Origin of the sequence: Anaerostipes sp. MSJ-23 (genome assembly GCF_018918155.1) — a bacterium.
In the GTDB taxonomy this organism is placed as follows: domain Bacteria; phylum Bacillota; class Clostridia; order Lachnospirales; family Lachnospiraceae; genus Anaerostipes.
The window spans coordinates 311,751-338,142 of sequence record NZ_JAHLPY010000002.1 but is presented as its reverse complement, the minus strand read 5'-3'; the positions used below and the strand labels follow the sequence as shown (position 1 = coordinate 338,142).

Genomic DNA, 26,392 nt, shown 5'->3' with positions numbered 1-26,392 from the left:
TTTACTTGCGGAAAAAAAGACGGAAACACAGTCAAGTATTTCCATCTTTTTTCTTTGACTAAAGCATTAATTCATTAAACTGTTCACGATAATATCCATGTGCATAGTGCGCCTGGCCTTCCTCATCAATTTCCATGATAAGAAATGTCGGCTTTCTACCTGGCTGTCTTGGATAAGAAATGCTTCCTGGATTTAAAATCGTTACATCTTCTCCAATTTCAATATATGGAACATGTGTATGCCCATACATAACAACATCATAACCATATTCCAATGCATGTTCTCTTAGGTAATCGACTCCGGAGTTTACATAATATCCATGTCCATGTGTTACCAGGACTTTATAGTCTCCGATCTGTACTTCTTCTTCACTTGGAAGATCCAGATAATAGTCATTGTTACCTGCAACCATGACAACAGGGCAGCCTGCGATTTCTCTTATATACGAGTCTCCGCGTTCTACATCTCCGCAATGAATCAGCATATCGATATCTCCAACCTGTTCAAGAACACCTTTGACATCATCATTACGTCCATGAGAATCGCTGATTACCAATATTCTCATATCACACTCTCCTTAAAGAACTTCCTTCATTTTTCTCAATGCCTGGCCGCGGTGACTTAACTGATTTTTTTCATCACTGCTTAGCTGGGCGCTGTATTTTTTAAGTTCAGGCAAATAGAAAATTGGATCATATCCAAATCCATTTTCGCCATTCGATTCATAACCTATAATCCCTTCCATAGTACCACGAGTCGTACGTGTTTGTCCATCAGGAAATACTGCTGCAATCACACATACAAATCTTGCACCACGTTTTTCTTCTGGAACATCTTTCATTCGATCAAGAATCACCTGGTTTTTCTCTGTATAAGGAGTATCTTCTCCAAGATATCTGGAAGAATACACCCCAGGTTCTCCTCCAAATGCATCAATTTCCAGTCCAGAATCATCAGCAAGTGTCAGTTCCCCGGTTGCTTCCATAACTGCTTTTGCCTTAATCAGCGCATTTTCTTCGAACGTTGTTCCATCTTCTACAATATCAAGATCAACGCCTGCTTCTTTCATAGATAAGATTTCATATCCGCTGTCTGCAAGAATTTGTCGGATTTCTCTCATTTTTCCTTCATTACCTGTGGCAAAAATCAATCTTGGCTTCATCTTACTTTCCTCCTTGGTGGCTTTGGTCCTAAATACTGATAAAATTCCCCACGAATCATTCCGTTATATACTTTTCGCTTTTTGGTTGGTTTTCCTAAATATTTTTCTGTATCTTCATAGGATGTAATAACATATTTAGACCATGTATCTAATTTGTCAAAAGCCTCTTTCATTTGGCTATAAATGATCGGAAGTGTCTCCTTATCTTCCAGTCGTTCTCCATACGGCGGATTTGCTATGATAAATCCATATGGTTTGCTATGACTTAAATCTTTTACTTCTCTCTGCTGAAAATGAATGAGATGATCTACTTCTGCATCTCTTGCATTCTCCCTTGCAATTTTAAGCATCTGAGGGTCTTTATCATATCCTTGAAGATCCATTTCCACATCTCTGATCATCAAATCTTCCGCCTCATCAACAGCTTCATACCATGCTTTTTTCGGAAGAAATGCCCAATTTTCCGCTTCAAAAGAACGATTTAATCCTGGTGCCATATTCATTCCCATCATAGCTGCCTCAATCAGGAAGGTTCCACTACCACAGAACGGATCTACAAGAATACGATCACGATGCCATGGTGTTAACATCAGAAGTGCTGCCGCTAATGTTTCTCTGATTGGTGCTTCACTAACGAGTTTTCGATATCCTCTCTTGTGAAGAGGGGTTCCTGATGTATCCAGGCTAATGGTAACCTGATCTTTCAAAATAAATACACGAACCGGATAATCATCTCCATTTTCTGAAAACCAGGATACCTGATACTTTCCTTTCAGACGTTCCACCATAGCTTTCTTTACAATCGATTGAATATCCGGTGCGCTAAATAATTTACTCTTTGCTGTTGAAGCTTTTTTTACCCAAAACTTTCCATCCTCTGGAATATATTCTTCCCATGGAAGTTTTTTTGTTCCTTCAAATAGTTCATCAAATGTTTTTGCCTGGAAAGAACCTATTTTCAGCAAAATTCTTTCTGCTGTTCTTAAAAATAAATTGGCACGAGCAATTCCTGCCAAATCTGTTGCAAATGTAACTCTTCCGTCCTCTACTTGAACGATATCATACCCTAAATCTTTAATTTCCCTTTTTAATACTGCTTCCAGCCCAAAATGGCATGGAGCAATGAGTTCTATACGATCCACACAATTCTCCTTTGTTTTATTCTTTCCCTATTCTACCTGTTTCCATTTTTTTCGTCAACTATCTTTCTTATCCAATAAATAATAATAAACGCCGCCAACAACATTATACACTTGATAGCCTTCTTTTTCCAGATGCCTTGCTGCCATCATGCTCTGACCACCAAAATCACAATATACAATTAAAGTTTTTTCCCACAACTGATCTTCTGGTTTTAAAATACCATAAGGGCGATTTAGTGCTCCAGAAAGATGTTCTTCTTTATAACGATAAGGCTCTCTTACATCAATCAATTGATAATTCATTTGATCTCCTGCAAGAATCAGAGCTTCTTTTAAAGATATATTGAGGAATTCCATAATCTTTCATCCTTTTTCTTTATTTATAGATTATGCCCCGGAGATGGAAATCGTTTCTTTCTTATGTAAAGAAAAAGCTCTCAAAAGAGCTTTTCTTTTGAGAGCTTCTTCCCGTTTGTTTTAGTATTCGTTATCTACATTCTGGCTTTTATTCTGTGATTTATTCTGAGTCTTATTCTGGCTCTTGTTTTTGGAACTGTTCTGGGAACTATTACTTCCTGTGTTTGTTGAACAGTTTGAAGATTGATTTTTATTGTTTGCATTTGAATAATTTTTTGCCATGATAATTCTCCTTTCTTTCAATGACTCTCTTATTTTGTTCCATCTGCAAACAAAATATTCATTTTAAAAAAAATTGCATAAAAAAAGAAACAAAATAACTTTTCATTGACAAATCCATCTCGTCGTGTATAATAAAAACCAATCAAGGACAAAGGCGTTCCAATCAAAGGGATTGGATCGTCTTTTTTTATTCAATCAAATTTTTTGATTGAATAAAAACATTCCTGTATCATTTACCCTCAGGAAAGTCTTTATATGCTCGTAAAGCCTAATTACGGGCAGTATATAAAATATGGCTGATGTCTAGTTTTTGACATACAAAAGGCTAATCTTTGACGAATTTTGGACAATCATTTGACTAGAACGCGACTGGAATGTGACTTGATATCGACTTGAATTTTGACTAGATTTTTGACTAGAATGGGACCTATAAGTTGTTTGACATGAAAATATTTAAATACTCTATACTACATATGACATTAGGAAAAACCACGGAAAATATCCGTGGTTTTTTCTTTTGCTATGATTCTTTTTTCTCTTTTGGTTTCTGAAAAGCCATTCCAAGCAGCTGATAACTTCCAAGATAAGAAATTAAAAGCCAGATCAAACCGGAAAAGAAACTGTATCCTGCAGTTTTTCCAATTGTCTCGATCAGTTCAAAAATAACTCTCGCATAAATAGATAATTTAAAAATTTTTCCAAGACGAATGGAAGGATCCTGTATTTTCATATTTACAAATAAAAAGATACTAATAAAACCACAGAAAACCAAATATACAACACTAACAGCAACCCATTCTGCAAAAAAGACAATCAAGGCCATCATATGAAATAGTGGTATCATTTTTACCAATCCTGCATTATTTAAAACAATACCTTTTTCAAGTGAAAATGGTACTTTATAAAGAACTGTTTGTCCTACATTATTTTTTACTGCTGCCTCTTTTTTCACAAAAAAGATTTCCTGTACATCATTTTTTTTCAGGTCTTTTTTACTTACCGTATCTTTTGATGTATCTGCAACGATATGAACCGTTCCAATATAAAAATCAAGAGGTGTCTCTACCTGAAGCTGTCCATCTCTTAACTCAAATGCTGGGAGACGGTTTAGGAAAAAGTTTTTCAATCCGCCTACACTTGCATTGAATCCAAGCATATCAACACCATATCCTAAGAAAGTCAGAACAAACGTAATGATCAGGAAAAAGCAAATCACCTTACCTTTTCCAACTTCCAGAAGTTTTACATATTCTTTTGGCTTCAGACAGGCAATCTTAAGCTGTTCCCAGAGACTTAATTTCTTTGTTCTTTCCATATTTTATGCTTCTCCGTACACAATACTTTTTAATAATTCGTCTTTTTCTTCTGTTCCTTTCAGAAGCTCTACCATTTTCCCAGCAAACTCGATTGCTGTTCCAAGTCCACGGCTTGTAATGATCTTTCCGTCAACAACCACAGAATCTGTCTTATATTCTGCAACTGATTTCAGTTCTTCTTTTACAGAAGGATAAGAAGTTGCTTTTCTTCCCTTTAACATTCCATATTTTTCAAGGACTGTCGGCGCTGCACAAATAGCCGCAATATATTTATTATTTTCATATGCTTTCTTCAGAAGTTTTCCAAGTCCTTCATGATCTTTTAAATGAAGGGTTCCAGGCATTCCTCCTGGAAGAACGTACATGACTCCTTCTGGTTCCAAAACCTCATGGAACATAATATCTGCTTCTACTTCTATATTATGTGCTCCTATAATCTTTTGAGAACTTCCAATGGATACTGTAACTGTATCAAATCCTGCTCTACGTAATAAGTCTACAACAGTAAGCCCTTCAATTTCTTCAAACCCATCTGCCAGAAATACAAATACTTTACTCATGATCTCGCCTTTCTTTTGTTTCATCTATCTGTTGTGTATACATTTTCTAATCCTTATTATAATAACTTTAAAGAAAAAACAAAAAAAAGTCAACCTTGAGTCCTGTTATTTTTCTTGATTTTTCATCAATTATGATTGACTTTTACCGAAAGAACCGATAAAATAATCAGAGGTATAAATAAATTATGTTTCCGTAGCTCAGCTGGATAGAGCGACCGCCTCCTAAGCGGTAGGTCGGGTGTTCGAATCACCTCGGGAACGCTAAAAAAAAAGCATCAGATGGTATCATAAATCTGATGCTTTTATAATATGTAGAAATCCATCAAGTTGTCCTTATTTTTTATGTGTGTTAAAATAAGGTAAAAACTTTTATTTAGGAGGCATTTATGAAAGGTTTATTTATTATTAATCCATCTTCCGGAAAACAGAATATTGAATCTACCTTAAAAGAAATCATGTCTACCATGATTCTAGATCAGATAACACCACAAATTGATGTGTTCTATACAAAGAAAAAAGATGATGCAAAAAACAGAGCTGCGGCCTTAAAACCAGGCGAATATGACTATGTAGTTTCCGTTGGTGGTGACGGAACTTTAAATGAAGTAACCAATGGACTCATTTTAAGCAAAAGTAATATCCCTCTTGCTATTATTTCCGCAGGAACTGTCAATGACTTTGCTACTTACATGAAACTTCCACAAAATGCAGAAGATTTTTGTAAAATGATCAAAGAATTTCAGACCAAAAAAGTAGATGTCGGAAAAGTCAACAATGAATACTTTATTAACGTTCTGGCTGCAGGAATGCTTACAGATATTGCTTATAAAGTACCAAAAGATAAGAAGGCTGTCCTTGGAAAAATGGCATATTATCTTGAAGGTGTCAAAGAATTTCCAAAACAGCTATCTCAAAATATGACTCTATCTTTTAAGAGTAAGGAATTTGAAGATACACTGGATATTATGGTCTTTCTTGTAACAAATTCAAAAAGTGTCGGTGGTTTTGCTGATGCAGCACCATTAGCTTCCGTATCCGATGGATACCTGGATGTTATGATTTTGAAAAAAATGGATCTTTTCTTAGAAGCTCCGGATCTTTTTATTAAATGGATCCAGGGAGATCATCCAAAACATCCAGCCATTGAATATTTCCAGACAAAGGAACTTTCTGTTCTTCCTACGGAAAAAACTGCTCAAATTGCCATTGATTATGATGGTGAAATTTTAGAAGAAGGACTTCCAGTGAATATTTCTATTGTTCCGGAAGCCCTAAATTTGATCATATCACGTTCTTAAATTTTTTAATGAAATGTTGCTTTTCCAATCTGTTTTTTGTTGTAACTTACATAGAAATATTTTCCATTGCAGCGATAAGACAGATTGGATGGCTGTTCATCTTTTTCAAGCATAATTGTTATATCTTCCAAATGTTTTAATGGCAATGTATAAGGAGATACTCTATTTCCAACCGAAAGAATCCCATACTTATCATCTTTCAACGTCCGCTCAATTCCTCGAAATGGAACAATCGTATAATAATTTTGAAACGCGTAATCAAACATTTTGATTGTATCTTCATATAATTCTACTCCATGGGCACATAAATCTACACAAATCAGTTCCTGATCCCCACGTTTTGCAAACGTGACAAGTGTACCACCTGCTTTTGTCGTATATCCAGTTTTTCCACCTTCTACCCCATCATAAATATACCTTGTCCGTTTAATCATTTTATGATGGTTCCACAATGATCTTCCTTTTTTATCTTTGTTTGTCTTTGGAATATAATAATTTGCTTTTTCTGTAATCAAACGAAATGTGGAATTTTTTAAAGCTGCCTGTGAAATTTTTGCCATATCTCTTGCTGTTACATAATGTTGGTCATTATGAAGTCCATTAGTTGTCACAAAATGTGAATTGGTACATCCTAGTTCCTGTGCTTTTTTATTCATTAAATCAACAAATTTTTCTTCTGAGCCTGCAGTGTATTCTGCTGCCCCATTACAAGCTTCATTTGCAGATTCCAGCATAATTCCATGAAGGACATCAATGAGCGGCATCTTCTCTCCAGCTTTAATTCCAATATGAGTACTTCCATGCTCCAAACTATTCACTGCATGGCTTGAAAATGTAACCTCTCCATAAAGATCTTTATTGTTTTCAATTGCTACCAATGTTGTAAGAATCTTTGTAATACTTGCCGGATAATGACGATCATCAATTTTTTTTGCATACAAAATCTTTCCAGATTTTGCATCCATGATAATTCCTGCTTTTCCTTTGATCGATGGTTGTTTCTTTTGTGTTATCGTCTGTGTTGCAACTCCCTCTGCTGCCAAAACCGGAATAGTTCCAGTTGCCGCAATTGCACAAATAGACGCTGATAGCGCCATTTTTTTGAGTATTTTTCTCATTTTGTTTATCCTTCCCCTGATTATTTAAATTAATTCAAATTTTTTTAAAGCCAATGCTATTCCATCTTCATCAGCTCTTGCCGTCTTATATGGCGCTTCTTTTAACAACTCTGGAACTGCATTCCCCATAGCAACTCCATATTTTACATAACGAATCATTTCCATATCATTGACACTATCACCAAAGGCATAAGCATCCTCCCGGCCAATTCCGCAGTTTTCCAAAATACAAGCAATTCCTGTTGCTTTGTTAATCCCAGCTGGCATAAACTCTACTGCATCCTCTGGTTCATGATAAATTCCTGTATAACGATTTCCAAGAATTTCTTCAATTTCATACTTTTTTTCTGGTTTTAAATAATGGTATGTCCATTTGGGAATATGCACAGCCTCTTCCAATGGTTGTAAAATTGTCTCACAATTATGTTCTGTTTTTTTCCTCATTGTTTTATACGTCTCATCGCAATTTTTCGAATCATAATAGCCATTTTCATCCCCTTCTAGGATAATGCCGACTTTTTCTTTTCTTCCCCATTCTATAACTTTTTTTATCTCATCGTTTGTCATCTGGTCATGGTGCAATACATTTCCTTCATATTCTACATAAGTTCCGGCACCACAAATCACTCCATGAAATCCCATATGAAAATAAGATTCTGGAACCATTCCACGGCTCCTCCCAGTACAAATTACTGCTTTATGACCGTTTTTTATCAATTGATCTACCGCCCTTTTTGCAGAATCAGGAATCCCAATTCCCGGCCAAAAAAGCGTCCCATCAATATCAAAAAAAGCTATTTTACTCATCCTTTTTTTACTCCTATTTATCCATTTCCTTCTTATATATTTTCAATTTGCCAGTCAATTGGCGTTAATCCATTTTCTTCCAAAAAGTGATTTGCTTTACTGAAATGTCTGCATCCAAAAAATCCACGATAAGCAGATAACGGACTTGGATGCGGTGCTTCTAAGATCAGATGTTTTGGGTTATTTAATAACACCTTCTTATTTTGTGCCGGACGTCCCCAAAGCATAAAAACAATGGGACGATCCTGTTCATTTAAAACCCGGATTGCCGCATCTGTAAATTGTTCCCATCCAATTCCTCGATGTGAATTTGCGCGATGTGCCTGAACAGTCAGGACCGTATTTAACATCATAACACCCTGATCTGCCCATTTTTTCAAATATCCATTATTTGGAATATAACATCCAAGATCTTCATTTAATTCCTTGTAAATATTTACAAGAGACGGCGGTGCTTCCACCCCAGGTTTCACAGAAAAAGACAATCCATGCGCCTGCCCATCTCCATGATAAGGATCCTGTCCAAGAATCACAACCTTTACATCTTTTACCGGAGTAAAATGAAATGCATTAAAAATATCATCTGCAGGTGGATAAATCAGTTTGGTCTGATATTCATTCATCACAGTTTTATAAAGCTTATAATAATACGGTTTTTTAAATTCTTCTTTTAAATAAACTGCCCAATCATTTGTAATTGCCGACATCGTTCGACCCCCTTCAAAAAATCTTTTCCCATTATACCATAGTTTTGTAGTAAAATAAATTATATGCATTTACAAAAGAAGAAGGAGGAACATATTTTGAAACAAATGCGAAATTTACTGGAAAATCCTCATGGATTTTCTGTTTCTCTTGTCCTAGATGGACTTCTTGTGGGAATTTTTGCCGGTTGTATATCCGTGATCTATCGCCTACTTTTAAATAATGCTGAGAAACTATTGTTCGCAATCATTCATTTTACAAAAGGAAAACCTTTATGGATTGCTGGATGGTTTTGTGTGCTTATTTTGATGGGTTGGATTGTTGGCTGTTTTATGTCCTTCGAGGGCATGGCTTCTGGAAGCGGAATTCCTCAAGTACAAGGAGAAATGAAAGGATATTTAAATCAGAATTGGTATCGTGTTCTTATCTCAAAGATTATTGGAGGAACTTTATGTATTCTTGGGGGACTTTCTCTTGGACGTGAAGGTCCATCTGTTCAACTTGGTGCAATGGCTGCCAAAGGACTCGCCAAAATTACAAAAACCTCTCCAACAAAAGAACGATATATGATGACATGTGGTGCAGGAGCCGGACTTGCAGCTGCTTTTAATGCTCCGCTTGCCGGCGTTATGTTTTCTCTAGAAGAACTTCAGAAAAACTTTAACAGCTCTATGCTTGTCTGTATTATTTCTGGAAGCGTTGTTTCCGATTTTATTTCTAAAAATGTATTTGGGCTTTCCCCTGTTTTTGATTTTCATTTAAAAGCAGCATTGCCGCTGAATCATTACTGGCTACTTGTCATCCTTGGAATTTTACTTGGATTATGCGGTGCATTTTATAACTTCATCATGTTAAAAGGACAAGATCTTTTTGGCGCCATGAAAAAAATTCCGCCAAAATACCGTATTATTCTTCCATTTATTGTTTCTGGAATCGTATGTTATACACTACCTTCCATCCTGGCTGGCGGACATGCTATGATTTCACTTATCACTGGGCATACATTATTAATGTCTACCATGTTATTGCTGTTGATTAGTAAATTCTTTTTCTCTGCCTTTTGTTTTGGATCTGGTGCTCCAGGCGGAATCTTTTTCCCAATGCTGATTCTCGGAGCTTATATCGGAGCTATTTATGGAACCGTAGTCATCGGTATGACAGGAATAGAATCTTTTTATTTAGTCAACTTTATTACTATTTCCATGGCTGGATTTTTTACTGCAATCGTTCGCGCTCCGATCACCGGAATCCTTTTGATTGCAGAAATGACAGGAACCTTTGAACATTTTTTATCACTGGCTGTTGTATGTATTATCAGTTATCTGGTTGCTCATCTGTTAAAAAGTGAACCGATTTACGCAAGCCTTCTTGGAAGAATCCTTGCGAAAAATGGTTTCGAAGAAACCAAGGAAGCCGATCATAAACTTTTACGTGGTTTTGCCGTAGGTGCTGCTTCCATTGCTGATGGAAAAAAAGTAAAAGATGTACCATGGCCTGATCACTGTCTGATCGTCACTTTAAATCGTGGAGAAGAAGAATTAATTGCAAAAGGAAGCACCTTAATTCATGCAGGCGATACGATCATTGCCCTAATTGATGAAAATTATCTCGGTATGGTAACCGAAAGTATTCAATTAATCTGTGGAGAAATCCAGGCCGATATCTGATTTCTGTTAAGAAAATCAGTTTTTAAATGTTGCGATTGACTAACCTTACTCTCTCCTTATAAAATAGAAGAAAGATGTAAATACTACGTTCAAAGGAGGGATTTTATGCAACCATTAACAAAAGCAACACTGGGAACAATTTGCACTGTCAAGTGGGCGTTAGGTCTGCCTGAAGTTGTTGAAAAGCTCCATGAACTGAAGATAAAAGAAGGAAGTACCGTACAGGTTGTCAATAGAAGTGGCGATTACATGATTGTTGGTGTAGGAGATAAACGCTATGCCATGGAAAATGCAATTGCCGGACGAATCCAGGTATAAAAAAACACCCGTCTTGAAACCTTAATAAGTTTCAGTACGGGTATTTTTTTATTCTAAATTAGCATGATTTTTGATTAAATCTTCGTTTTTCATTTTAAACTTCTCTTTTAAAAGCATGATGATTCCATCACAAGTTATCCAACTTAATTGTTCAATTACTTACATCAGATTAGATGATGAATAACGTATGCAACTCCATCTTCATCATTTGTTTTTGTTTCATATTTACAAACATTCTTAATTTCTTCAATCGCGTTTCCCATCGCTACACTTTGAATCTCCGGTATAGATAACATAGAACTATCATTTTCATTGTCTCCGATAGCAATTACTTCCTCCAAGGATATTCCATGCTCTTTTGCATATTCCTTTAACGCTATCCCTTTTTGTGCCTTTATCTCATTTGCTTCAATATAAGCCTTTGAAGTTGAAACAGATGAAATCCCACTCAATTTTTTAACTTCTTCTTTTGCTTTGTAAAGTCTTTCTAAATCTACAGATTTTGTGATAACCTTAAAAATCTCATACTCTTTTAAATGATCTTTTTTTGTAAATATCGTTTGCTTCACAATATCCATCAAATCCTCATCGGTAAAGATTGCATTTGGAACTAATAGCTGAAATGCCGGTACCATCACCTCTTTTAGATGTATGAAATATTCGTGTGGCAACAACAATGAAATAGCACCTTTATCTGAATAAAACGTTGGCACTAAATCATATTGTTCAAATACATTGCTGATTTTTTCTACCTGTTCATAAGATAACATATGCTTATATTTTACACTTCCATCAGATGATAAAACACAAGCTCCATTTGCACATAAAACATCACAGACAATTCCTGTTTCTTTCCAAAATTTTTTCATTTCCTCGGGATCTCTGCCGGTAATAATCACAAACTTTTTTCCCTGCTCTTGCATTTTTTGAATTGCATTTACACTTTCTTTTGTCACACGGTTACTTTTGTTTAAAAGCGTTCCATCCATGTCAGAAACAACTAATTTTATCATATTGCACCTCTCACTTTCCTGTCTTATATTCTTAAAATACAATGTTTTTCCATTCTCTTCAATCCATTTTCATAACACAGAATCATTGCTACAATATCCGTACTTTTTATAAACAATTTTTTGTTTCAATGCAACAAAAGCTTATCTTCTCTCAAATAATTTCAACAAAATTTCCTCATGTTTGATTGTGGAATCATAATGCTTCGAAAATAAAACTGCATAAACCAGATCGAAAATATATTTTACCGAAGTCGTAAAAATAAGATTGGTAAAACTATTGACAGATTCATCTAAAACGCCATAGATCATCTCATCACTTACTGCTTTCATTGTTTCATTTCCTTGTCCTGTAATTGCAATAACAGAAATATGTCGCTTTTTTAATATCCTCATCGCACGTAACATATTGATATTTTCTCCGTATTTTGACACAGCAATTACTACATGGTCTCTTGGAACATTCATTCCAAGAGATATTTGTTTATTATCATTCTCATAAACCGTCGCCATTTTCCCAATTTTACATAAATTACTACTTGCATACTCTGCAATTTGTGCATTTTCATTATTTGCAATAATATCAACAAAGGTCGTCTTGTCTAACTGTTCTATCACTTTCTGCAAAATATTTACTGAGATTTGTTCTTTTGTTTTTTGAATAATTTGTTCATTTAAACTTGTCATTTTATTCATAAGTTCTAACAATTCATCGTTTTCAGAGACCTTCACTTCTTTCATTGTATAGTTTCTCAAATAAGAATTTATATTTAATTTAAAATCATTATAATTTGCAAAACCCATCTTTTTAATACAACGAAGCACCGCTGTACTGCTTGTAAACATTCTGCGTCCAAGCTCACGAGAAGACAAATGCGGCAACTCTTCTATATGATTTATCATATATTGAAGAAGCTGCCGCTCATTCTCATTTAAATTTGAAGTTTCCGCAATCTCATCAAAAATCATAGTAATTTCCTCCAACTTACCATATTCCTTTTACAAGATATTATAAAAGAATGCTTCAATCGTTACAAACTTAAAATCCTATATTTTAAGTTTATAAAATAAAAATATCCCCTCCACGATTATATAAACCCGTTTGTACTTCATCCGCAGGGATCATAAATGATCCCTGCAAATTTAGCACTGCTACGCGCAAATATTTTTCGTGGATGGGGATAACTCATTCTTTATTTTATTTTTTTACTTTTGCTGTCAATTCTCCATTTTCTACATCAATTAAAATTGTATCTTCTGCATCAACACCATCGCTTAAGATCAATCTTGCTGCTAAAGTTTCAACACTCTTTTGCAGATATCTCTTCAGTGGTCTTGCACCATACATTGGTTCATAACCATGATCAGCAATATAGTCTTTTGCTTTTGGTGTCAACTCAACCGTTAATTCCTTGTCAGAAAGACGACGGTTCAAATCTTTCACTAATAAATCGATGATATTTGTAATATTCGCTTTTGTCAGTGGCTTAAACATAATTGTCTCATCCAAACGATTTAAAAATTCTGGACGGAAATGATTCTTTAAGTCATTCATAACCATATTTTGTGCTTCTGGTTTAATATTACCATTCTCATCGATACCTTCCAGTAAGTAAGAAGATCCAATATTCGATGTCATAATCAAAATTGTATTCTTAAAGTCTACCGTCTTACCTTTGGAATCTGTAATACGTCCATCATCAAGTACCTGTAACAGAATGTTAAAGACATCTGGATGTGCTTTTTCAATCTCGTCAAACAATACAACAGAATATGGTTTTCTTCTAACTGCTTCTGTCAACTGTCCTCCTTCTTCATATCCTACATATCCCGGAGGCGCTCCAATCAATCTTGCCACGGAATGTTTCTCCATATATTCACTCATGTCAATACGAACGATGTTTTGTTCATTATCAAACAGACTTTCTGCCAATGCTTTGGCAAGTTCTGTTTTACCAACACCTGTAGGTCCAAGGAATAGGAAGGAACCGATTGGTTTACTTGGATCTTTAATTCCTGCTTTGGAACGAATGATGGATTCTGTAACCAATTCAACTGCTTCATCCTGTCCAACAACTCTCTCGTGAAGAATTTTATCTAAGTGTAATGTCTTATTTCTTTCACTTTCTGTCAGTTTTGCAACTGGAATACCTGTCCAGCGTGAAATAATCTTGGCAATCTCATCTTCTGTAACAGATTCTCTTACCATCGAACGATCTTCTTTTGATACACGTTCTTCTTCCTCTTCCAGTTGTTTCTTTAACTGCGGCAAACGTCCATATTGAAGTTCTGCTGCCTTATTAAGATCATAATTTCTCTGTGCAATCTGAATTTCACTATTTACAGATTCAATTTCTTCTCTTAATTTGGAAACTTTCTCTACAGAAGCCTTTTCATTTTCCCATCTTGCCTTTCTTGCCTTAAAGTCTTCACGCATCTCAGCAAGCTCTTTCTGTAATTCTTCCAGACGTTCTTTGCTTAATCGGTCATCTTCTTTTTTCAGCGCTGCTTCTTCGATTTCTAACTGCATAATCTTTCTTTGGACTTCATCCAACTCTGCTGGCAGAGAGTTCATTTCTGTCTTAATCATCGCACAGGCTTCATCGACAAGGTCAATGGCCTTATCTGGAAGGAAACGGTCGGTAATATAACGATTTGACAATGTTGCTGCTGCAACTAAAGATCCATCTGTAATCTTAACTCCATGGTAAACTTCATAACGGTCTTTGATACCTCTTAAAATAGAGATTGTATCTTCTACCGTTGGCTGATCTACCATAACTGGCTGGAAACGACGTTCCAATGCCTGATCTTTTTCAATATACTGACGGTATTCATCTAGTGTTGTCGCACCAATACAATGTAACTCACCTCTGGCAAGCATTGGTTTTAACATATTGCCGGCATCCATTGCACCATCTGTTTTACCTGCACCAACGATTGTATGCAATTCATCAATGAACAAAATGATTTGTCCATCGCTCTTTTTCACTTCTTCAAGAACCGCTTTTAAACGTTCCTCAAATTCACCACGGTATTTAGCACCTGCTACCAAAGATCCCATATCCAGTGAGAAAATGGTTTTATCTTTTAACTGATCCGGTACATCGCCACGGACAATTCTCTGTGCCAATCCTTCTACAACTGCTGTTTTACCAACACCAGGTTCACCAATTAAAACCGGATTGTTTTTTGTCTTTCTGGAAAGAATTCGAATAACATTTCGAATCTCACTGTCACGCCCAATAACAGGATCCAGTTTCTGTTCTCTTGCACGTTTTACAAGATCATATCCATATTTTCCAAGACTGTCATACGTCTCTTCTGGATTGTCACTTGTTACCTTCTGTCCTCCACGGATTTTTGAAAGCACTTCAAGAAAACGATCTCTCGTAATTCCATAAGCACGGAATAATTCTTTAATGGCTTTATTTGGATGTTTGATCATTGCCAGGAATAAGTGCTCTACAGAAACATATTCGTCCCTCATAGCCTTCATTTCATCTTCGCCATGAAGCAAAACCTGGTTTAAATCATTACTCATATATACCTGTCCGCCAGAAACTTTCGGTTTCTTTTCAAGCAACTCTTTTACCTGATTCAAAAAGATATCTTTCTGAATTCCCATCTTTTCCAGAAGGCTGGCAATCAAACTGTCATCTACTGTTAATAAACTGTATAAAAAATGTTCCTGATCTATTTCCTGATGTCCATAATCATAAGCAATCTTTTCACATTTGTTCACTGCTTCAATGGACTTTTGTGTAAATTTATTAATGTTCATAGCTCTTCCTCCTTTACGGATTAAATCTTATCTCTCTTAAGATAACCTCTTATCTCTTGTTCTATTCGTAATATAACACTTATTATTAGCACTGTCAATATGTGAGTGCTAATTCTTTTCTTTTATTTTAAACTTTCTCCAAACTTTCTTACTTCTTCAAGCTGTGGACAGACTTTCATACTCCCTTTTTCTAGCATATTTGGAACCTTTATAATTCCCATATCTTCCCATTTTAAATAAGAAGTCATTGCTTTATACTGGGTTATTGCCGCATCAAAAACGTGATCAGCACCAGCATCTAATAATAATGCTGTTTTATGAAAATGGAAACCAGTACTTCCACATGCATATAAACGATCTATCACCGTCTTTAACTGTGCTGTAATATCAAACCAGTAAATCGGAGACGCAAAAACTACCATATCTGTATTCTTTAATTCATCAAGGATATGCACCATATCATCTTTTTGTACACACGTTCCGCCATGGGAATAACAATATTTACAGCCAAGACATCCTTTTATGTTTTTATTTGCGACATTTAAAATGGTTACTTCCTGTTGATTTTTCTCTGCTCCCTCTTTCAATGCCTCCACCATTATTTGTGTATTTCCATTCTTTCTTGGACTTCCATTTAAAACTGTTATCTTCATAATAATGATTCCTCCATTTATTTTTTGTGTTTCTTCTATATATAATACACAATATCATATCACAAAGAAAATTTATAGGTAGAGGAAAGCCGGCATAAAAAGCTTTCCAACTTTTCGTGCCGGCTTCCAATCTCTTTTATTTCAAAAAACAATATCATCAGCCTTCGATTGAAATATATTTCTTTTCTTCTGCTTTTGGTGCTTCTTTCTTTGGAACAAATAGTTTCAAAATACCATGTTTGAATTCACCTTTGATATCTTCTTCTGTAACATCTTTTCCTACATAATAGCTTCTTTGCATTGCTCCTGCATAACGTTCTCGACGAATATATTTACCAGTATCTTTTTCTTTCTCATCCTGATCAAGACCTTTTGCTGCACTGACTGTTAAATATCCATCATGAAGTTCTGCTTTTACTTCATCTTTCTTAAATCCAGGAAGATCGATTTCTACTTCATAACCATCTTTCAATTCTTTAATATCTGTCTTCATCAGATTACTTGCATGATGTCCATAAAGTTTCTTTTCAATCTTCTTTTCATCTTTATCATCATAAAATGGGAATCCAAAAAAGTCATCAAATAAATTATCATTAAAAATACTAGGCATTAACATAAATCATATCCCCTTTCAAAAATTCATATATTTTGGCACTCTTGAATGGTTCGATTCTTAAGTGTTGTTTTCTTTGGAACTTCCAGTTTCGGTTCTCTCTCGATCCCTCCTCCTTCGTTCTATATGTACTATAACACCTATTATTAGCACTGTCAATAGGTGAGTGCTAATTTTTTAAATTTTTTATAAAAATCCTAAGAATCTCACTTCTTTGGTGATTCTATGCAGCAATTATAAACCTCTTTGATCCACTTATCCGGATAAGCGCTAAACAATTCTTCATGTTGCATATCGTGTCTTCAAATGTTAAAATATGTAAGAATTCCTTCCACCGCCTAAAGGCAGTTGGTTTCCCTCTACAAAAAACGAAAGGATTTTATTTATGAAAAAAAATCTGGATCATAAAATGATTCGAACATTTGTTATCGTAGACAGTATTTGGATATTAGGTGCTCTAATCTATTTCTTCATATTTAAAAAGTTCGTTGATATATATATTATTGGAGTATTCATTTTTACAAATATTTGTATTTATATTGGATTACATGATAATAAGTGAAAATATTAGAAAACATAGGCAATAATCAATACATGATAAGTCAAAGAAAATGGAACCATAGGTTCAATAATACATAATTGCCAAATGCTTTCATATCAATAATGAAATTGTTGAAGATTCTCGCTTATAATCCTACAAAAAATATTAATATTTTTTGTAGAACTTTTTGTATTTTTCCGTTATAATAAGTACTTGAAAAATATACACAGCAAGAAGCAGCAATTTCTTAAAGAAATTACTGCATCAGAATGGAGGAAATATGGAAATTGTATGTTTAGACCTGGAAGGTGTATTAGTCCCTGAAATTTGGATTGCATTTGCAGAAGAGACTGGTATCCCGGAACTTCGAAAGACAACCAGAGATGAACCAGATTATGACAAATTAATGAAATATCGTCTTAATATTTTGAAAGAACATGGTCTTGGTCTGAAGGAAATTCAAGAAACGATTTCCAAAATTGACCCTATTCCAGGTGCAAAAGAATTTTTGGACAAACTTAGAGAACTAACTCAGGTAATTATTATCAGTGATACTTTCTCTCAGTTTGCAGGCCCACTTATGAAAAAACTTGGATATCCAACGATTTTCTGCAATTCCCTTGTAGTTGCAGATAATGGAGAAATCACAGATTTCAAAATGCGTTGTGAAAAATCTAAATATACTACAGTAAAAGCACTGCAATCTATCGGATATGATACTATTGCCAGCGGAGACAGCCATAATGATCTTGGCATGATCCAGGCAAGCAAAGCAGGATTCTTATTTAAGAGCACGGATACTATCAAGGCTGAATACCCAGATATTCCGGCATTTGAAACTTATGATGAGCTTTATGATGCGATTAAGGAAGCCATAGAAGCATAATATTTTAAGAAGATTACAAAAGGACTGACGTTTTAGTGATGATACACCATCTGATCTATTTACAGCGACAGTCCTTTTTAAAGATTTTTAAGAATTTTCTCTTTTTCCGTTTCAATAGCCAGCGGATTTTCTTATTGTTAGAAATTTCTCAAACTTTTTTCTTTAAATTAACCTTCTTTTTCTCGCTTCCACAATTGCAGCTGTTTTATTTTTTACTCCAAGTTTTCGATATGTTTCCCTGTTATGATATTTTACCGTTGCCTCTGCAATCTTAAGATGCTCTGCTATGGCATTGGCAGACATTCCTTCTGCCTGGAGTTTTAAAATTTTTACTGCATTTTTACTCAAAACAACCTGATTCTCTTGGACACACTTTAAATACAATGGGTAAGCTTTTTTCATTTGATTGCATTCTAAAAGCACCTGTCTTTTATAGTCTTTATTTTTCCAGATAAACTTTTCATTTTCTATCATCGGCAAAACGACTGGCCCTTCTCTCGTAAACAGTCGAACAAAATGATATCCTTCCGCCTGACTAATACACTTTTGAAGGTTATCTTTCCACTCTTCTTGTTTCATACAATACTGTGTAATTGCTAATAGAAGGGTTGCTTCCATATAAATATAAGTACGTTCCATCATTTTCGCATAATATAAAATTTGCTGAAGGAGACAATAGGCTGCTTCATATTTCCGCATCTGAATGTAAATCCTTACTTTTGTAAGATATTGAAAGCGTTCCATAGTACAAAATTCCTGATTTTCATTAGGAGATTGTTCCATCCATTTTGAAACATCACGTCCCTGATACAAATGCACTCTGCAAACAAACGTGTCTAAATTAGCAAGAAGATTTGGTGCTTCCTTTTTTGCACGTTTTCGTAAACTCAAAAGGATTTTTTCTGCATAAGAAAAAATTTCAAAGGAATCCTCACCTTTTTCTAGATAACTTTCTGCCAAAGCAAGATTCACAAGACCTTTTCCATATTTCCCAAGAACAAATTCCACTATTTTTCCAATACTCATGGCTAGCTCTTTATCCTTTTTGCTCCATTCACAAAAATCCTTTCCGCCATTCATCATGGAAGGTAAATTACTTGTTACAGAAAATTCTGGAAGAAAAGTCTGTCTGCTGCGCAATAATAAATCTGCATTTTTCAGGATATCAATCATATGGATAGTACCTGTATGTGGAAGTGCAATTTTCAAGTAAAGGATCCTGCTCCTCGCCTCTTTTCTTAGACCTCCAGTATGTTTTTGCACATATCTTTCCAACGCATGAAACCATCGTTCACTCTCTTCTACATTCATGAACATAGACTGCAAAAGACTGATTCCCGCCATAAGCACAGGACTATTTTCCACAATATCATCCGGTAATTGCAAATAATATCTACGCAATTCATAATAATGACCACTGGACGGATTCTTTCTTGCATTAGAAATTAATAACCTTGAAATACTTTCCATATCATTATATTTTTCATACATAGAAAGTGCCTGTGGTATTTGATTTTCCAATTCATAATATAAACCAGCCGTATAATATAGCCTTTGAATTTGTTCTGTTGTTCTTCTCCTATGAAGTCGCTGCTGCATAGACTGTCTCATAGCCCAACGGCATTTCCAAATTCCTTCTATGCCGCTGATCTCAAAGAAATTTCCAGTCACCTCAGCTTCTGCAATTAATTTTTCAACATCGCTTCTGCCTGTGAGCATTGCAGCAAGCTTTACTGTAAATGTCTCCACAATCGAAACATCCATAAAAAATTCCTGTAGTTCTATATTCCACTGATCATATACATGCGTTTCTAGAAAATCCCATTGTCGTTTCTTGCCCCGTTCCAAATCTCCTTTCTCCATGACCAAAAATAATAAAGGCATTGGATTTCCTCTAGCTAACCCCCATACTTCTTGCTGAATTTCCTCCGAAATATGCAAATCAAATTGTTCCAGGTATAACGTCTGCTCCTCTCTAGAAAGAAGAAAATCTTCTTCTGGAATTTCTATAAAAATGTATTTTGTACGAAACTCCAGCAACCATCTTGGAAATGGGCATCTTGCAATTAATATCAGCCAGATATTTTCTCTTTCTAACAGCTTTCCAATTTTTTTACAATAAGCTTCCCTCTGTTCAACACTTGAAACACAATGAAGATCATCAATAATTACTGTATAGATAGAAGTCTGCTCCTTTATCATAATTTCTTCGGCATCTACTTGCGCAGCACTATAATAACTGCAATGTTTCATCCGAAGATTATTCAAAACTAAAGAAGTTTTCCCAATTCCTGTAACTCCATAAAGATATAATGGAGTACGAAATTTACAAGCTGATCTTAATTTCCGAATTGCTTTTTGTGAGCATATGTAATTTTCTTTCATATTTTTTACTGTCTTTTGCATAATGCCCTCCCCCTCAAGATTCTAAATCCTCTTAAGACTATCCTATCAAAGCTTGTCTATTTTTGGAACTATCCGAAAGGATAGTCTTAAAAAACAAATTTCTTTATGGTATAAAAAAAGACGTTACAAAAATGCAACGCCTTTTCTTTTTTTATTTAATTTTTTGTTCTAACGGACAAATTTCAATTTCATTTTCTGCCAATGCTTTTCTAATTTTTTCTACAAAAAGCAACGCTTTTTGTCCATCTCCATGGACACATACAGAATCGGCTTGAATTTCAATATCTTTCCCTGTAATAGATGTTACCTTGCCTTCTTTTACCATACGAATAACACGAGCAATCGCCTCTTCTTCATCTTCAATCATAGCTCCTTGTTTACGTCTGTTTACAAGAGTTCCATCTTCTTCATATGCACGATCTGCAAATACCTCACTGGCTGTTTTTAATCCGCAGTCTTTTGCCGCACGGATTGTCTCACTTCCGGAAAGCCCCATAACAATCAGCTCTGAATCATAAGAATAGATAGCTTCACAAATGGCTTTTGAAAGCTCATAATCTTTCGCAGCCATATTATACAGTGCTCCATGTGGTTTTACATGTTGAAGTTTGATTCCATGTGCCTTGCACATACCTCCTAGAGCACTGATTTGATATAATGTATAAGCTTTTGCTTCTTCTGGAGAAATTGCCATATTTCTTCTACCAAATCCCATCAGATCTGGCAGTCCCGGATGAGCTCCGATCTTAATTCCTGCTTTTTTTGTTTGTTCAATCGCTTGTGTCATGACAACCGGATCAGATGCATGAAATCCACATGCGATGTTCGCAGAGGAAATCAAAGGAATAATCTTATCATCCATTCCAATCGTATAACGTCCAAAACTTTCTCCAAGATCACTATTTAAATCTATTTGATACATATTCATGCCTGCCTTTCTTATTCATCCAACCGAAGAAGTCTTTCAATAAACCCTGTATCTGCTTTTCCTTCACAAAATTCTGGATTCTGCATTAACTGATACTGGAAGTCAAGATTTGTTTCCACGCCAAGAATCACCATTTCATCCAATGCAGATCTCATTTTTTGTAATGCTGCATCTCGATCTGGTGCATGAACAATGACTTTTGCAATCATTGAATCATATTCTGATGGTATCCGATAACCTGTATAAAGTGCGGTATCGACACGCACACCATTTCCCGCCGGAAGATGAAGATGTTTGACAACTCCAGGACTTGGCATAAAGTTCTTTTCCGGTATTTCTGCATTGATACGACATTCAATTGCATGCCCACACGGATGAACATCCTCCTGTGTAAAACTCAATGGAAGCCCCATAGCAACACGGATCTGTTCAATGATCAAATCCGTTCCCGTTACCATTTCTGTAACCCCATGTTCTACTTGAATACGGGTATTCATTTCCATAAAATAATAAGTTCCTTTTGGATCTAAAATGAACTCCACGGTTCCGGCATTTGTGTAGTGAACAGCTTTTGCTGCAAGAATCGCATCATGATTCATAGACTGTCTAATTTCATCAGTAATTGCTGGAGAAGGAGATTCCTCAATTAATTTCTGATGATTTCTTTGCACCGAACAATCACGTTCTCCAAGTGCTACAACATTTCCAAAGTTATCTGCCATCACCTGAATTTCTACATGCCTTGGATTTTCAACAAATTTTTCAATATACATTGTATCATCACCAAAGGCATTTGCTGATTCTCTCTGTGCCATATTAAAATTAAATTCAAAATCATCTTTTGATCTTGACACACGCATTCCTTTTCCACCGCCTCCGGAAGATGCCTTGATCATTACCGGATAACCAATTTTATCAGCCAATTTTTCTCCAGTTTCCGTATCATAAACTGGATCTTTTGTCCCAGGAACAACCGGAACCCCTGCTTCCATCATTGTTTTTCTTGCATGAGATTTATTTCCCATACTATCAATAACTTCTGCACTAGGTCCAATAAATGCAATACCATTTTCTTCACAAAGACGAACAAACTCAGCATTTTCTGATAAAAATCCAAATCCTGGATGAATTGCATCTGCATCTGTATTTTTTGCTGCAGAAATAATTCGTTCCATATTCAAATAGCTGTTCCTTGCTGGTCCTTCTCCAATACATACTCGACGATCTGCAAGTTGTACATGAAGACTATCCTTGTCCTCTTTTGAGTAAACAGCTACACTTTTGATTCCCATATTGCGGCAGGCACGGATAATTCGTACGGCAATCTCACCACGATTGGCAATTAATATACTTCGAAACATAAAAGCGCCTCCTTAGTCATCCAGTTTTTTTACCTTAAATAGCGGCTGACCATATTCGATCTTCTGCTCATTACTTACAAGAACTGCCTCAATTTCACAGTCAAAGTCACTTTCAATTTCGTTCATCAGTTTCATTGCTTCAAGAATACATACGGTCTGTCCTGCTTTCACTCTATCACCAACTTTTACAAATGCTTTTGCATCTGGTGATGGTGCAGAATAAAAAGTACCAACAATTGGAGAAGTAATATAGGTTTCATCTTCCGTTTCTGTCTGTTCTGTCTGCGCTGGCTGTTGTGTAACAACAGCTACTGGTTCTCCTACAGCTCCTGCAGTTCCACGTCTGCTCATTTTAATTTTTTTATTGCCTTCCTGAAGGCTAAATTCTAACATCGAAGAATTTTCAATAATTTTTACCAATTTTTCAATTTTTTCTAAATCCATAAGTACTTGCTCCTTTTCTACTCAAACAATTTGCTGATTCTCTTTGCCACTAAACGACAATCCAGCACTTCTTTACAAGGCTGATAAATTTCCTTACGGAAATGATTCATTTCTTTTACTTCATCTAGAAGAAGTTTTTGTGCTTCTTCTACAGTTACTGCCTGGAATCTTATCTTTTGATCCGTCTTTCTCTGTACAAGTTTTGGAATATCTACTGAAATAACCGTTGCAATCTTTGCATATCCACCGGTAGTCTGACGGTCTGATAATAAAATAATTGGTTTGCCATGGCTTGGAACCTGAACAGAACCAAAAGCAATTCCATCCGAAATAATATCTGATGTTGTTTTGTAAGCAATAAACGGACCTTCCAATCTGCATCCCATACGATCGAACTCACTAGTGACTGTATATTCTGAATTTAAAAAAGTCTTTCTTCCTGCTGCTGTAAAATATTGATCCTGTGGCCCCATCACAACTCTTAAAGTTACCTGATCCTGATCAAATTCATCTAAATCAAGACTCCTTGATAAATAGTATGGCAAATATCTTCTCTTTGCACGAAATCCAATGTAATCTTCGTCTATCAATTTTCTACCTTTAAATCCGCCAATACCACATTTAATATTTGTTGAACGACTTCCCATCACAACCGGAATATCCAAATAGCTTGAAAATGCAATATATCCTCTTGTTCCTGTGCGGGCTCCTCCAAATGTCAGGATATCTCCACGATGCATATAAACTGCTGTGTACATTTTAATCGGTTTTCCATTTACCTGAGGTTTGAAATCTCCACCAGTAATCGCAATAATTGTTTCTGAGGTAAACTCAAGGGTAGGTCCCATCAAGGTAAACTCAAGCACTGCCTCATTTTCCGGATTATCCAGAAGAAGATTTGCAATCTTAAAAGACCTCACATCCATGACTCCAGATACACTAAATCCCTGGCTTTGATAACCGGTTCTTCCAAGGTCCTGGACTGTTGTAAGCATACCTGCCTTTAAAATACGAATTCCCATTGATTACACCTCCTTTGGATGAGTTACACATTCATAAGTTCCATTTTCCACCTGTTCTTTTATTTTTAAGTACTCTTCCTCTGATACAGGAATAAAACGAATATAATCTCCTGCTTCAAACAAAATTGGAACTTTTCTTTGCGGATCATATGTTTTTACCGGTGTCATACCAAGTAACTGCCATCCTCCCGGCGAATCCAATGGATAAATTCCAGTTTGAGAACCTCCAATTCCAACACTTCCTGCTGGAATCTTAATTCTTGGATTTGCAAGACGAGGTGTATGAATGCGTTCATCCAATCCTCCAAGATAAGAAAATCCAGGTAAAAATCCAAGCATATAAATAAGATAGTCTTTCGAAGAATGAATTCTTATTACTTCCTCTGCTGTCAATCCTGCATGTTTTGCTATATGGTCAAGATCTGGTCCATACTCGCCACCATAACATACTGGAATTTCAAAAATCTTTGAAGATGAGGTTTCCTCGTTCACATCTAATTTTAAAAGTTTTTCTAGGCGTTTTTTTAAAGCCGCATAAGTTACGACTCTTGGATCATAATTAATTAAAAGACTAGTAAATGCTGGAATCATATCTGTTACGCCTTCAATATGTTGTACTTTTAATAAATGAACAAAAGCGGTAATCTTAGCATTGATTTCTGCAGAGATTTCTTTACCGAATTCAATTAGTAAAGAAGAATCGCCAGCTGTGTAAATCTTTATTTCTTCCATTTGTCAATGACTCCTTTCCGTTATGCACGCACGTTATGAGAAGAGTGCTGTAAGACTCCCAAGTGATGTAATTCCAAGATATGCTGAAACAATAACAACGATAATTCCAAGAATCAGAAGAATTGTTGGATGATGATAATCTTCTCCCATAATGGAAGGTTTTTTAGAAGCAATTAAACATACTCCAAGTGTGATCGGAAGAATTAATCCATTTAATGCTCCCGCAAGAACAAGCAATACAGCCGGCTGTCCTGCCAATGCCATACCTACCGTACTAATCACAATAAATCCGACAATAAACCATTTTTCATTTTTTTCAATCGTTTTACTAAATGTTTTCAGGAAAGATACAGAAGTATATGCACATCCTACAATTGATGTGATCGCTGCACACAACAATACAAGTCCAAAGAAACGATATCCAATCTGTCCTGCTCCCTGAAGAAATGCATCTGCAGCCGGATTGGATGGATCTAACGCATGAGCTGGTGAAGTTGCTGTCTCAACAACGACTCCAAGAACTGCTAAAAACATAAAAATACGCACAATTGTTGCGATTCCAATTCCCATAACTGAACTTTTTGTAATTTCACTTAAATTTTCTTTTTTGGTAATTCCAGAATCGATTAAACGATGTGCTCCCGCAAATGTAATATATCCACCAACGGTTCCACCAAGAAGCGTAAGAATTGCTGGAAAAATATCTTTCATAGATGCGCTTGGCACAACTGTTTCTTTTGCAGCAAGTCCAACTGGAGGCTGCACAATCAAGATGACAATAAAAATAACAACAATCATAAGGCCACCAAGAATCTTTGTCAAATTATCCATTGCATTTAACGCATTTTTAAACAAAAAAACGATAACGGCAATCGCTCCTGCAATAAAATAGCCCCACATAGTAGGAATTCCAAGCAATGTATTAAATCCAAGAGCTCCTCCACCAACATTTCCAATATTAAATACAAGACCACCTGCAACAACAAGGAATGCAATGACATATCCAAGGCCTGGTAGTACTTTATTTGCAACATCTTGACCTCTCATTCCCGATACACAAAGAACTCTCCATACATTCAACTGAACAATCGCAGCTAAAATGACAGAAACTAAAATAACAAAACCAAAACTTCCTTTCAGACTATCTGTAAATTTACCCGTCTGTGTCAGAAAACCAGGTCCAATGGCTGATGTTGCCATAAGAAATGCTGCGCCAATTAAAACGCTTGCACTCTTTTTATTATTGTTTTTTTTCATAACATTATTTTTCCTTTCTATTT

26 protein-coding genes and 1 tRNA gene are annotated in these 26,392 nt (G+C 35.6%); 5 read left to right on the top strand and 22 right to left on the bottom strand.

Features of this window, described 5'->3' with window-relative positions:
- Positions 1-58 precede the first annotated feature (58 nt).
- From KQI71_RS03535 to KQI71_RS03505, 7 genes are all read right to left on the bottom strand, one after another.
- Positions 59-565, bottom strand: a complete 507-nt coding sequence (locus KQI71_RS03535; protein ID WP_216434140.1) for a metallophosphoesterase — start codon at positions 563-565, stop codon at positions 59-61.
- Between the two features lie 12 nt (positions 566-577).
- Positions 578-1,162 carry an XTP/dITP diphosphatase gene (locus tag KQI71_RS03530; protein WP_216434138.1) on the bottom strand — a complete coding sequence of 195 codons (585 nt, stop codon included), beginning with the start codon at positions 1,160-1,162 and terminating at the stop codon, positions 578-580.
- The gene (locus KQI71_RS03525) at positions 1,159-2,304 is read right to left on the bottom strand and encodes a THUMP domain-containing class I SAM-dependent RNA methyltransferase (RefSeq protein WP_216434136.1); all 1,146 of its coding nucleotides are present in this window, start codon (positions 2,302-2,304) and stop codon (positions 1,159-1,161) included. Before KQI71_RS03525 ends, KQI71_RS03530 begins: the two co-directional genes overlap by 4 nt.
- A gap of 54 nt (positions 2,305-2,358) precedes the next feature.
- The gene (locus KQI71_RS03520; protein WP_216434134.1) at positions 2,359-2,661 is read right to left on the bottom strand and encodes a rhodanese-like domain-containing protein; all 303 of its coding nucleotides are present in this window, start codon (positions 2,659-2,661) and stop codon (positions 2,359-2,361) included.
- 120 nt (positions 2,662-2,781) lie between these two features.
- Entirely contained in the window at positions 2,782-2,943 is a 162-nt protein-coding gene (locus KQI71_RS03515) for a hypothetical protein (RefSeq protein ID WP_216434133.1), read from the bottom strand.
- Positions 2,944-3,463: 520 nt separating this feature from the next.
- Positions 3,464-4,258 (bottom strand): DUF1189 family protein, encoded by a 795-nt coding sequence (locus KQI71_RS03510; RefSeq protein ID WP_216434131.1) that lies wholly within the window; start codon positions 4,256-4,258, stop codon positions 3,464-3,466.
- Between the two features lie 3 nt (positions 4,259-4,261).
- Positions 4,262-4,819 carry a DJ-1 family glyoxalase III gene (locus KQI71_RS03505; protein ID WP_216434129.1) on the bottom strand — a complete coding sequence of 186 codons (558 nt, stop codon included), beginning with the start codon at positions 4,817-4,819 and terminating at the stop codon, positions 4,262-4,264.
- A gap of 187 nt (positions 4,820-5,006) precedes the next feature.
- On the opposite strand from KQI71_RS03505, the gene KQI71_RS03500 reads away from it, so the two are divergent.
- Positions 5,007-5,080 (top strand) — tRNA-Arg (locus KQI71_RS03500).
- A 125-nt stretch (positions 5,081-5,205) separates the two neighbouring features.
- On the top strand, positions 5,206-6,117 hold the full coding sequence (locus KQI71_RS03495) for a diacylglycerol/lipid kinase family protein (protein ID WP_216434127.1): 912 nt from the start codon (positions 5,206-5,208) through the stop codon (positions 6,115-6,117).
- A 5-nt stretch (positions 6,118-6,122) separates the two neighbouring features.
- Here the strand turns inward: KQI71_RS03495 and KQI71_RS03490 are convergent, their stop codons facing one another.
- The 3 genes from KQI71_RS03490 to ung are packed head-to-tail and all read right to left on the bottom strand — an operon-like array spanning position 6,123 to position 8,749.
- Complete coding sequence (locus tag KQI71_RS03490; protein WP_216434126.1) at positions 6,123-7,235, bottom strand: D-alanyl-D-alanine carboxypeptidase family protein; 1,113 nt, start codon at positions 7,233-7,235, stop codon at positions 6,123-6,125.
- A gap of 24 nt (positions 7,236-7,259) precedes the next feature.
- Positions 7,260-8,042: a Cof-type HAD-IIB family hydrolase gene (locus tag KQI71_RS03485; protein ID WP_216434124.1), complete on the bottom strand. Its 783-nt coding sequence runs from the start codon at positions 8,040-8,042 to the stop codon at positions 7,260-7,262.
- Positions 8,043-8,074: 32 nt separating this feature from the next.
- Positions 8,075-8,749, bottom strand: coding sequence for a uracil-DNA glycosylase (gene ung / locus KQI71_RS03480; RefSeq protein ID WP_216434122.1), 675 nt, complete (start codon positions 8,747-8,749; stop codon positions 8,075-8,077).
- Positions 8,750-8,854: 105 nt separating this feature from the next.
- On the opposite strand from ung, the gene KQI71_RS03475 reads away from it, so the two are divergent.
- Together KQI71_RS03475 and KQI71_RS03470 are read left to right on the top strand one after the other, a co-directional pair.
- Positions 8,855-10,414: a ClC family H(+)/Cl(-) exchange transporter gene (locus tag KQI71_RS03475; protein WP_216434195.1), complete on the top strand. Its 1,560-nt coding sequence runs from the start codon at positions 8,855-8,857 to the stop codon at positions 10,412-10,414.
- 105 nt (positions 10,415-10,519) lie between these two features.
- Positions 10,520-10,732, top strand: coding sequence for a FeoA family protein (locus KQI71_RS03470; protein WP_216434120.1), 213 nt, complete (start codon positions 10,520-10,522; stop codon positions 10,730-10,732).
- A 164-nt stretch (positions 10,733-10,896) separates the two neighbouring features.
- Here KQI71_RS03470 and KQI71_RS03465 read toward each other — a convergent pair whose 3' ends face one another.
- From KQI71_RS03465 to KQI71_RS03445, 5 genes are all read right to left on the bottom strand, one after another.
- Positions 10,897-11,745 carry a Cof-type HAD-IIB family hydrolase gene (locus KQI71_RS03465; RefSeq protein ID WP_216434118.1) on the bottom strand — a complete coding sequence of 283 codons (849 nt, stop codon included), beginning with the start codon at positions 11,743-11,745 and terminating at the stop codon, positions 10,897-10,899.
- Between the two features lie 141 nt (positions 11,746-11,886).
- Complete coding sequence (locus tag KQI71_RS03460) at positions 11,887-12,711, bottom strand: MurR/RpiR family transcriptional regulator (RefSeq protein WP_216434116.1); 825 nt, start codon at positions 12,709-12,711, stop codon at positions 11,887-11,889.
- 229 nt (positions 12,712-12,940) lie between these two features.
- The gene (gene clpB, locus KQI71_RS03455) at positions 12,941-15,526 is read right to left on the bottom strand and encodes an ATP-dependent chaperone ClpB (protein WP_216434114.1); all 2,586 of its coding nucleotides are present in this window, start codon (positions 15,524-15,526) and stop codon (positions 12,941-12,943) included.
- A 122-nt stretch (positions 15,527-15,648) separates the two neighbouring features.
- Positions 15,649-16,179, bottom strand: coding sequence for a flavodoxin family protein (locus KQI71_RS03450; protein ID WP_216434112.1), 531 nt, complete (start codon positions 16,177-16,179; stop codon positions 15,649-15,651).
- 157 nt (positions 16,180-16,336) lie between these two features.
- Positions 16,337-16,795: an Hsp20/alpha crystallin family protein gene (locus KQI71_RS03445; protein ID WP_216434109.1), complete on the bottom strand. Its 459-nt coding sequence runs from the start codon at positions 16,793-16,795 to the stop codon at positions 16,337-16,339.
- Positions 16,796-17,613: 818 nt separating this feature from the next.
- Between KQI71_RS03445 and thrH the strand changes: the two genes are divergently transcribed.
- On the top strand, positions 17,614-18,219 hold the full coding sequence (gene thrH, locus KQI71_RS03440; protein ID WP_216434107.1) for a bifunctional phosphoserine phosphatase/homoserine phosphotransferase ThrH: 606 nt from the start codon (positions 17,614-17,616) through the stop codon (positions 18,217-18,219).
- A gap of 162 nt (positions 18,220-18,381) precedes the next feature.
- Here the strand turns inward: thrH and KQI71_RS03435 are convergent, their stop codons facing one another.
- From KQI71_RS03435 to KQI71_RS03405, 7 genes are all read right to left on the bottom strand, one after another.
- Positions 18,382-20,625 (bottom strand): helix-turn-helix transcriptional regulator, encoded by a 2,244-nt coding sequence (locus tag KQI71_RS03435; RefSeq protein ID WP_216434105.1) that lies wholly within the window; start codon positions 20,623-20,625, stop codon positions 18,382-18,384.
- A gap of 151 nt (positions 20,626-20,776) precedes the next feature.
- Positions 20,777-21,547: a LamB/YcsF family protein gene (locus KQI71_RS03430; RefSeq protein WP_216434103.1), complete on the bottom strand. Its 771-nt coding sequence runs from the start codon at positions 21,545-21,547 to the stop codon at positions 20,777-20,779.
- A gap of 17 nt (positions 21,548-21,564) precedes the next feature.
- Positions 21,565-22,914, bottom strand: a complete 1,350-nt coding sequence (gene accC, locus KQI71_RS03425; protein ID WP_216434101.1) for an acetyl-CoA carboxylase biotin carboxylase subunit — start codon at positions 22,912-22,914, stop codon at positions 21,565-21,567.
- Between the two features lie 12 nt (positions 22,915-22,926).
- Positions 22,927-23,358 carry an acetyl-CoA carboxylase biotin carboxyl carrier protein gene (gene accB, locus KQI71_RS03420; protein ID WP_216434099.1) on the bottom strand — a complete coding sequence of 144 codons (432 nt, stop codon included), beginning with the start codon at positions 23,356-23,358 and terminating at the stop codon, positions 22,927-22,929.
- A 17-nt stretch (positions 23,359-23,375) separates the two neighbouring features.
- Positions 23,376-24,380 carry a biotin-dependent carboxyltransferase family protein gene (locus tag KQI71_RS03415; protein WP_216434097.1) on the bottom strand — a complete coding sequence of 335 codons (1,005 nt, stop codon included), beginning with the start codon at positions 24,378-24,380 and terminating at the stop codon, positions 23,376-23,378.
- A gap of 3 nt (positions 24,381-24,383) precedes the next feature.
- Entirely contained in the window at positions 24,384-25,112 is a 729-nt protein-coding gene (gene pxpB / locus KQI71_RS03410; protein WP_216434095.1) for a 5-oxoprolinase subunit PxpB, read from the bottom strand.
- 33 nt (positions 25,113-25,145) lie between these two features.
- Positions 25,146-26,369 (bottom strand): NRAMP family divalent metal transporter, encoded by a 1,224-nt coding sequence (locus KQI71_RS03405; RefSeq protein ID WP_216434093.1) that lies wholly within the window; start codon positions 26,367-26,369, stop codon positions 25,146-25,148.
- Positions 26,370-26,392: the final 23 nt, after the last annotated feature.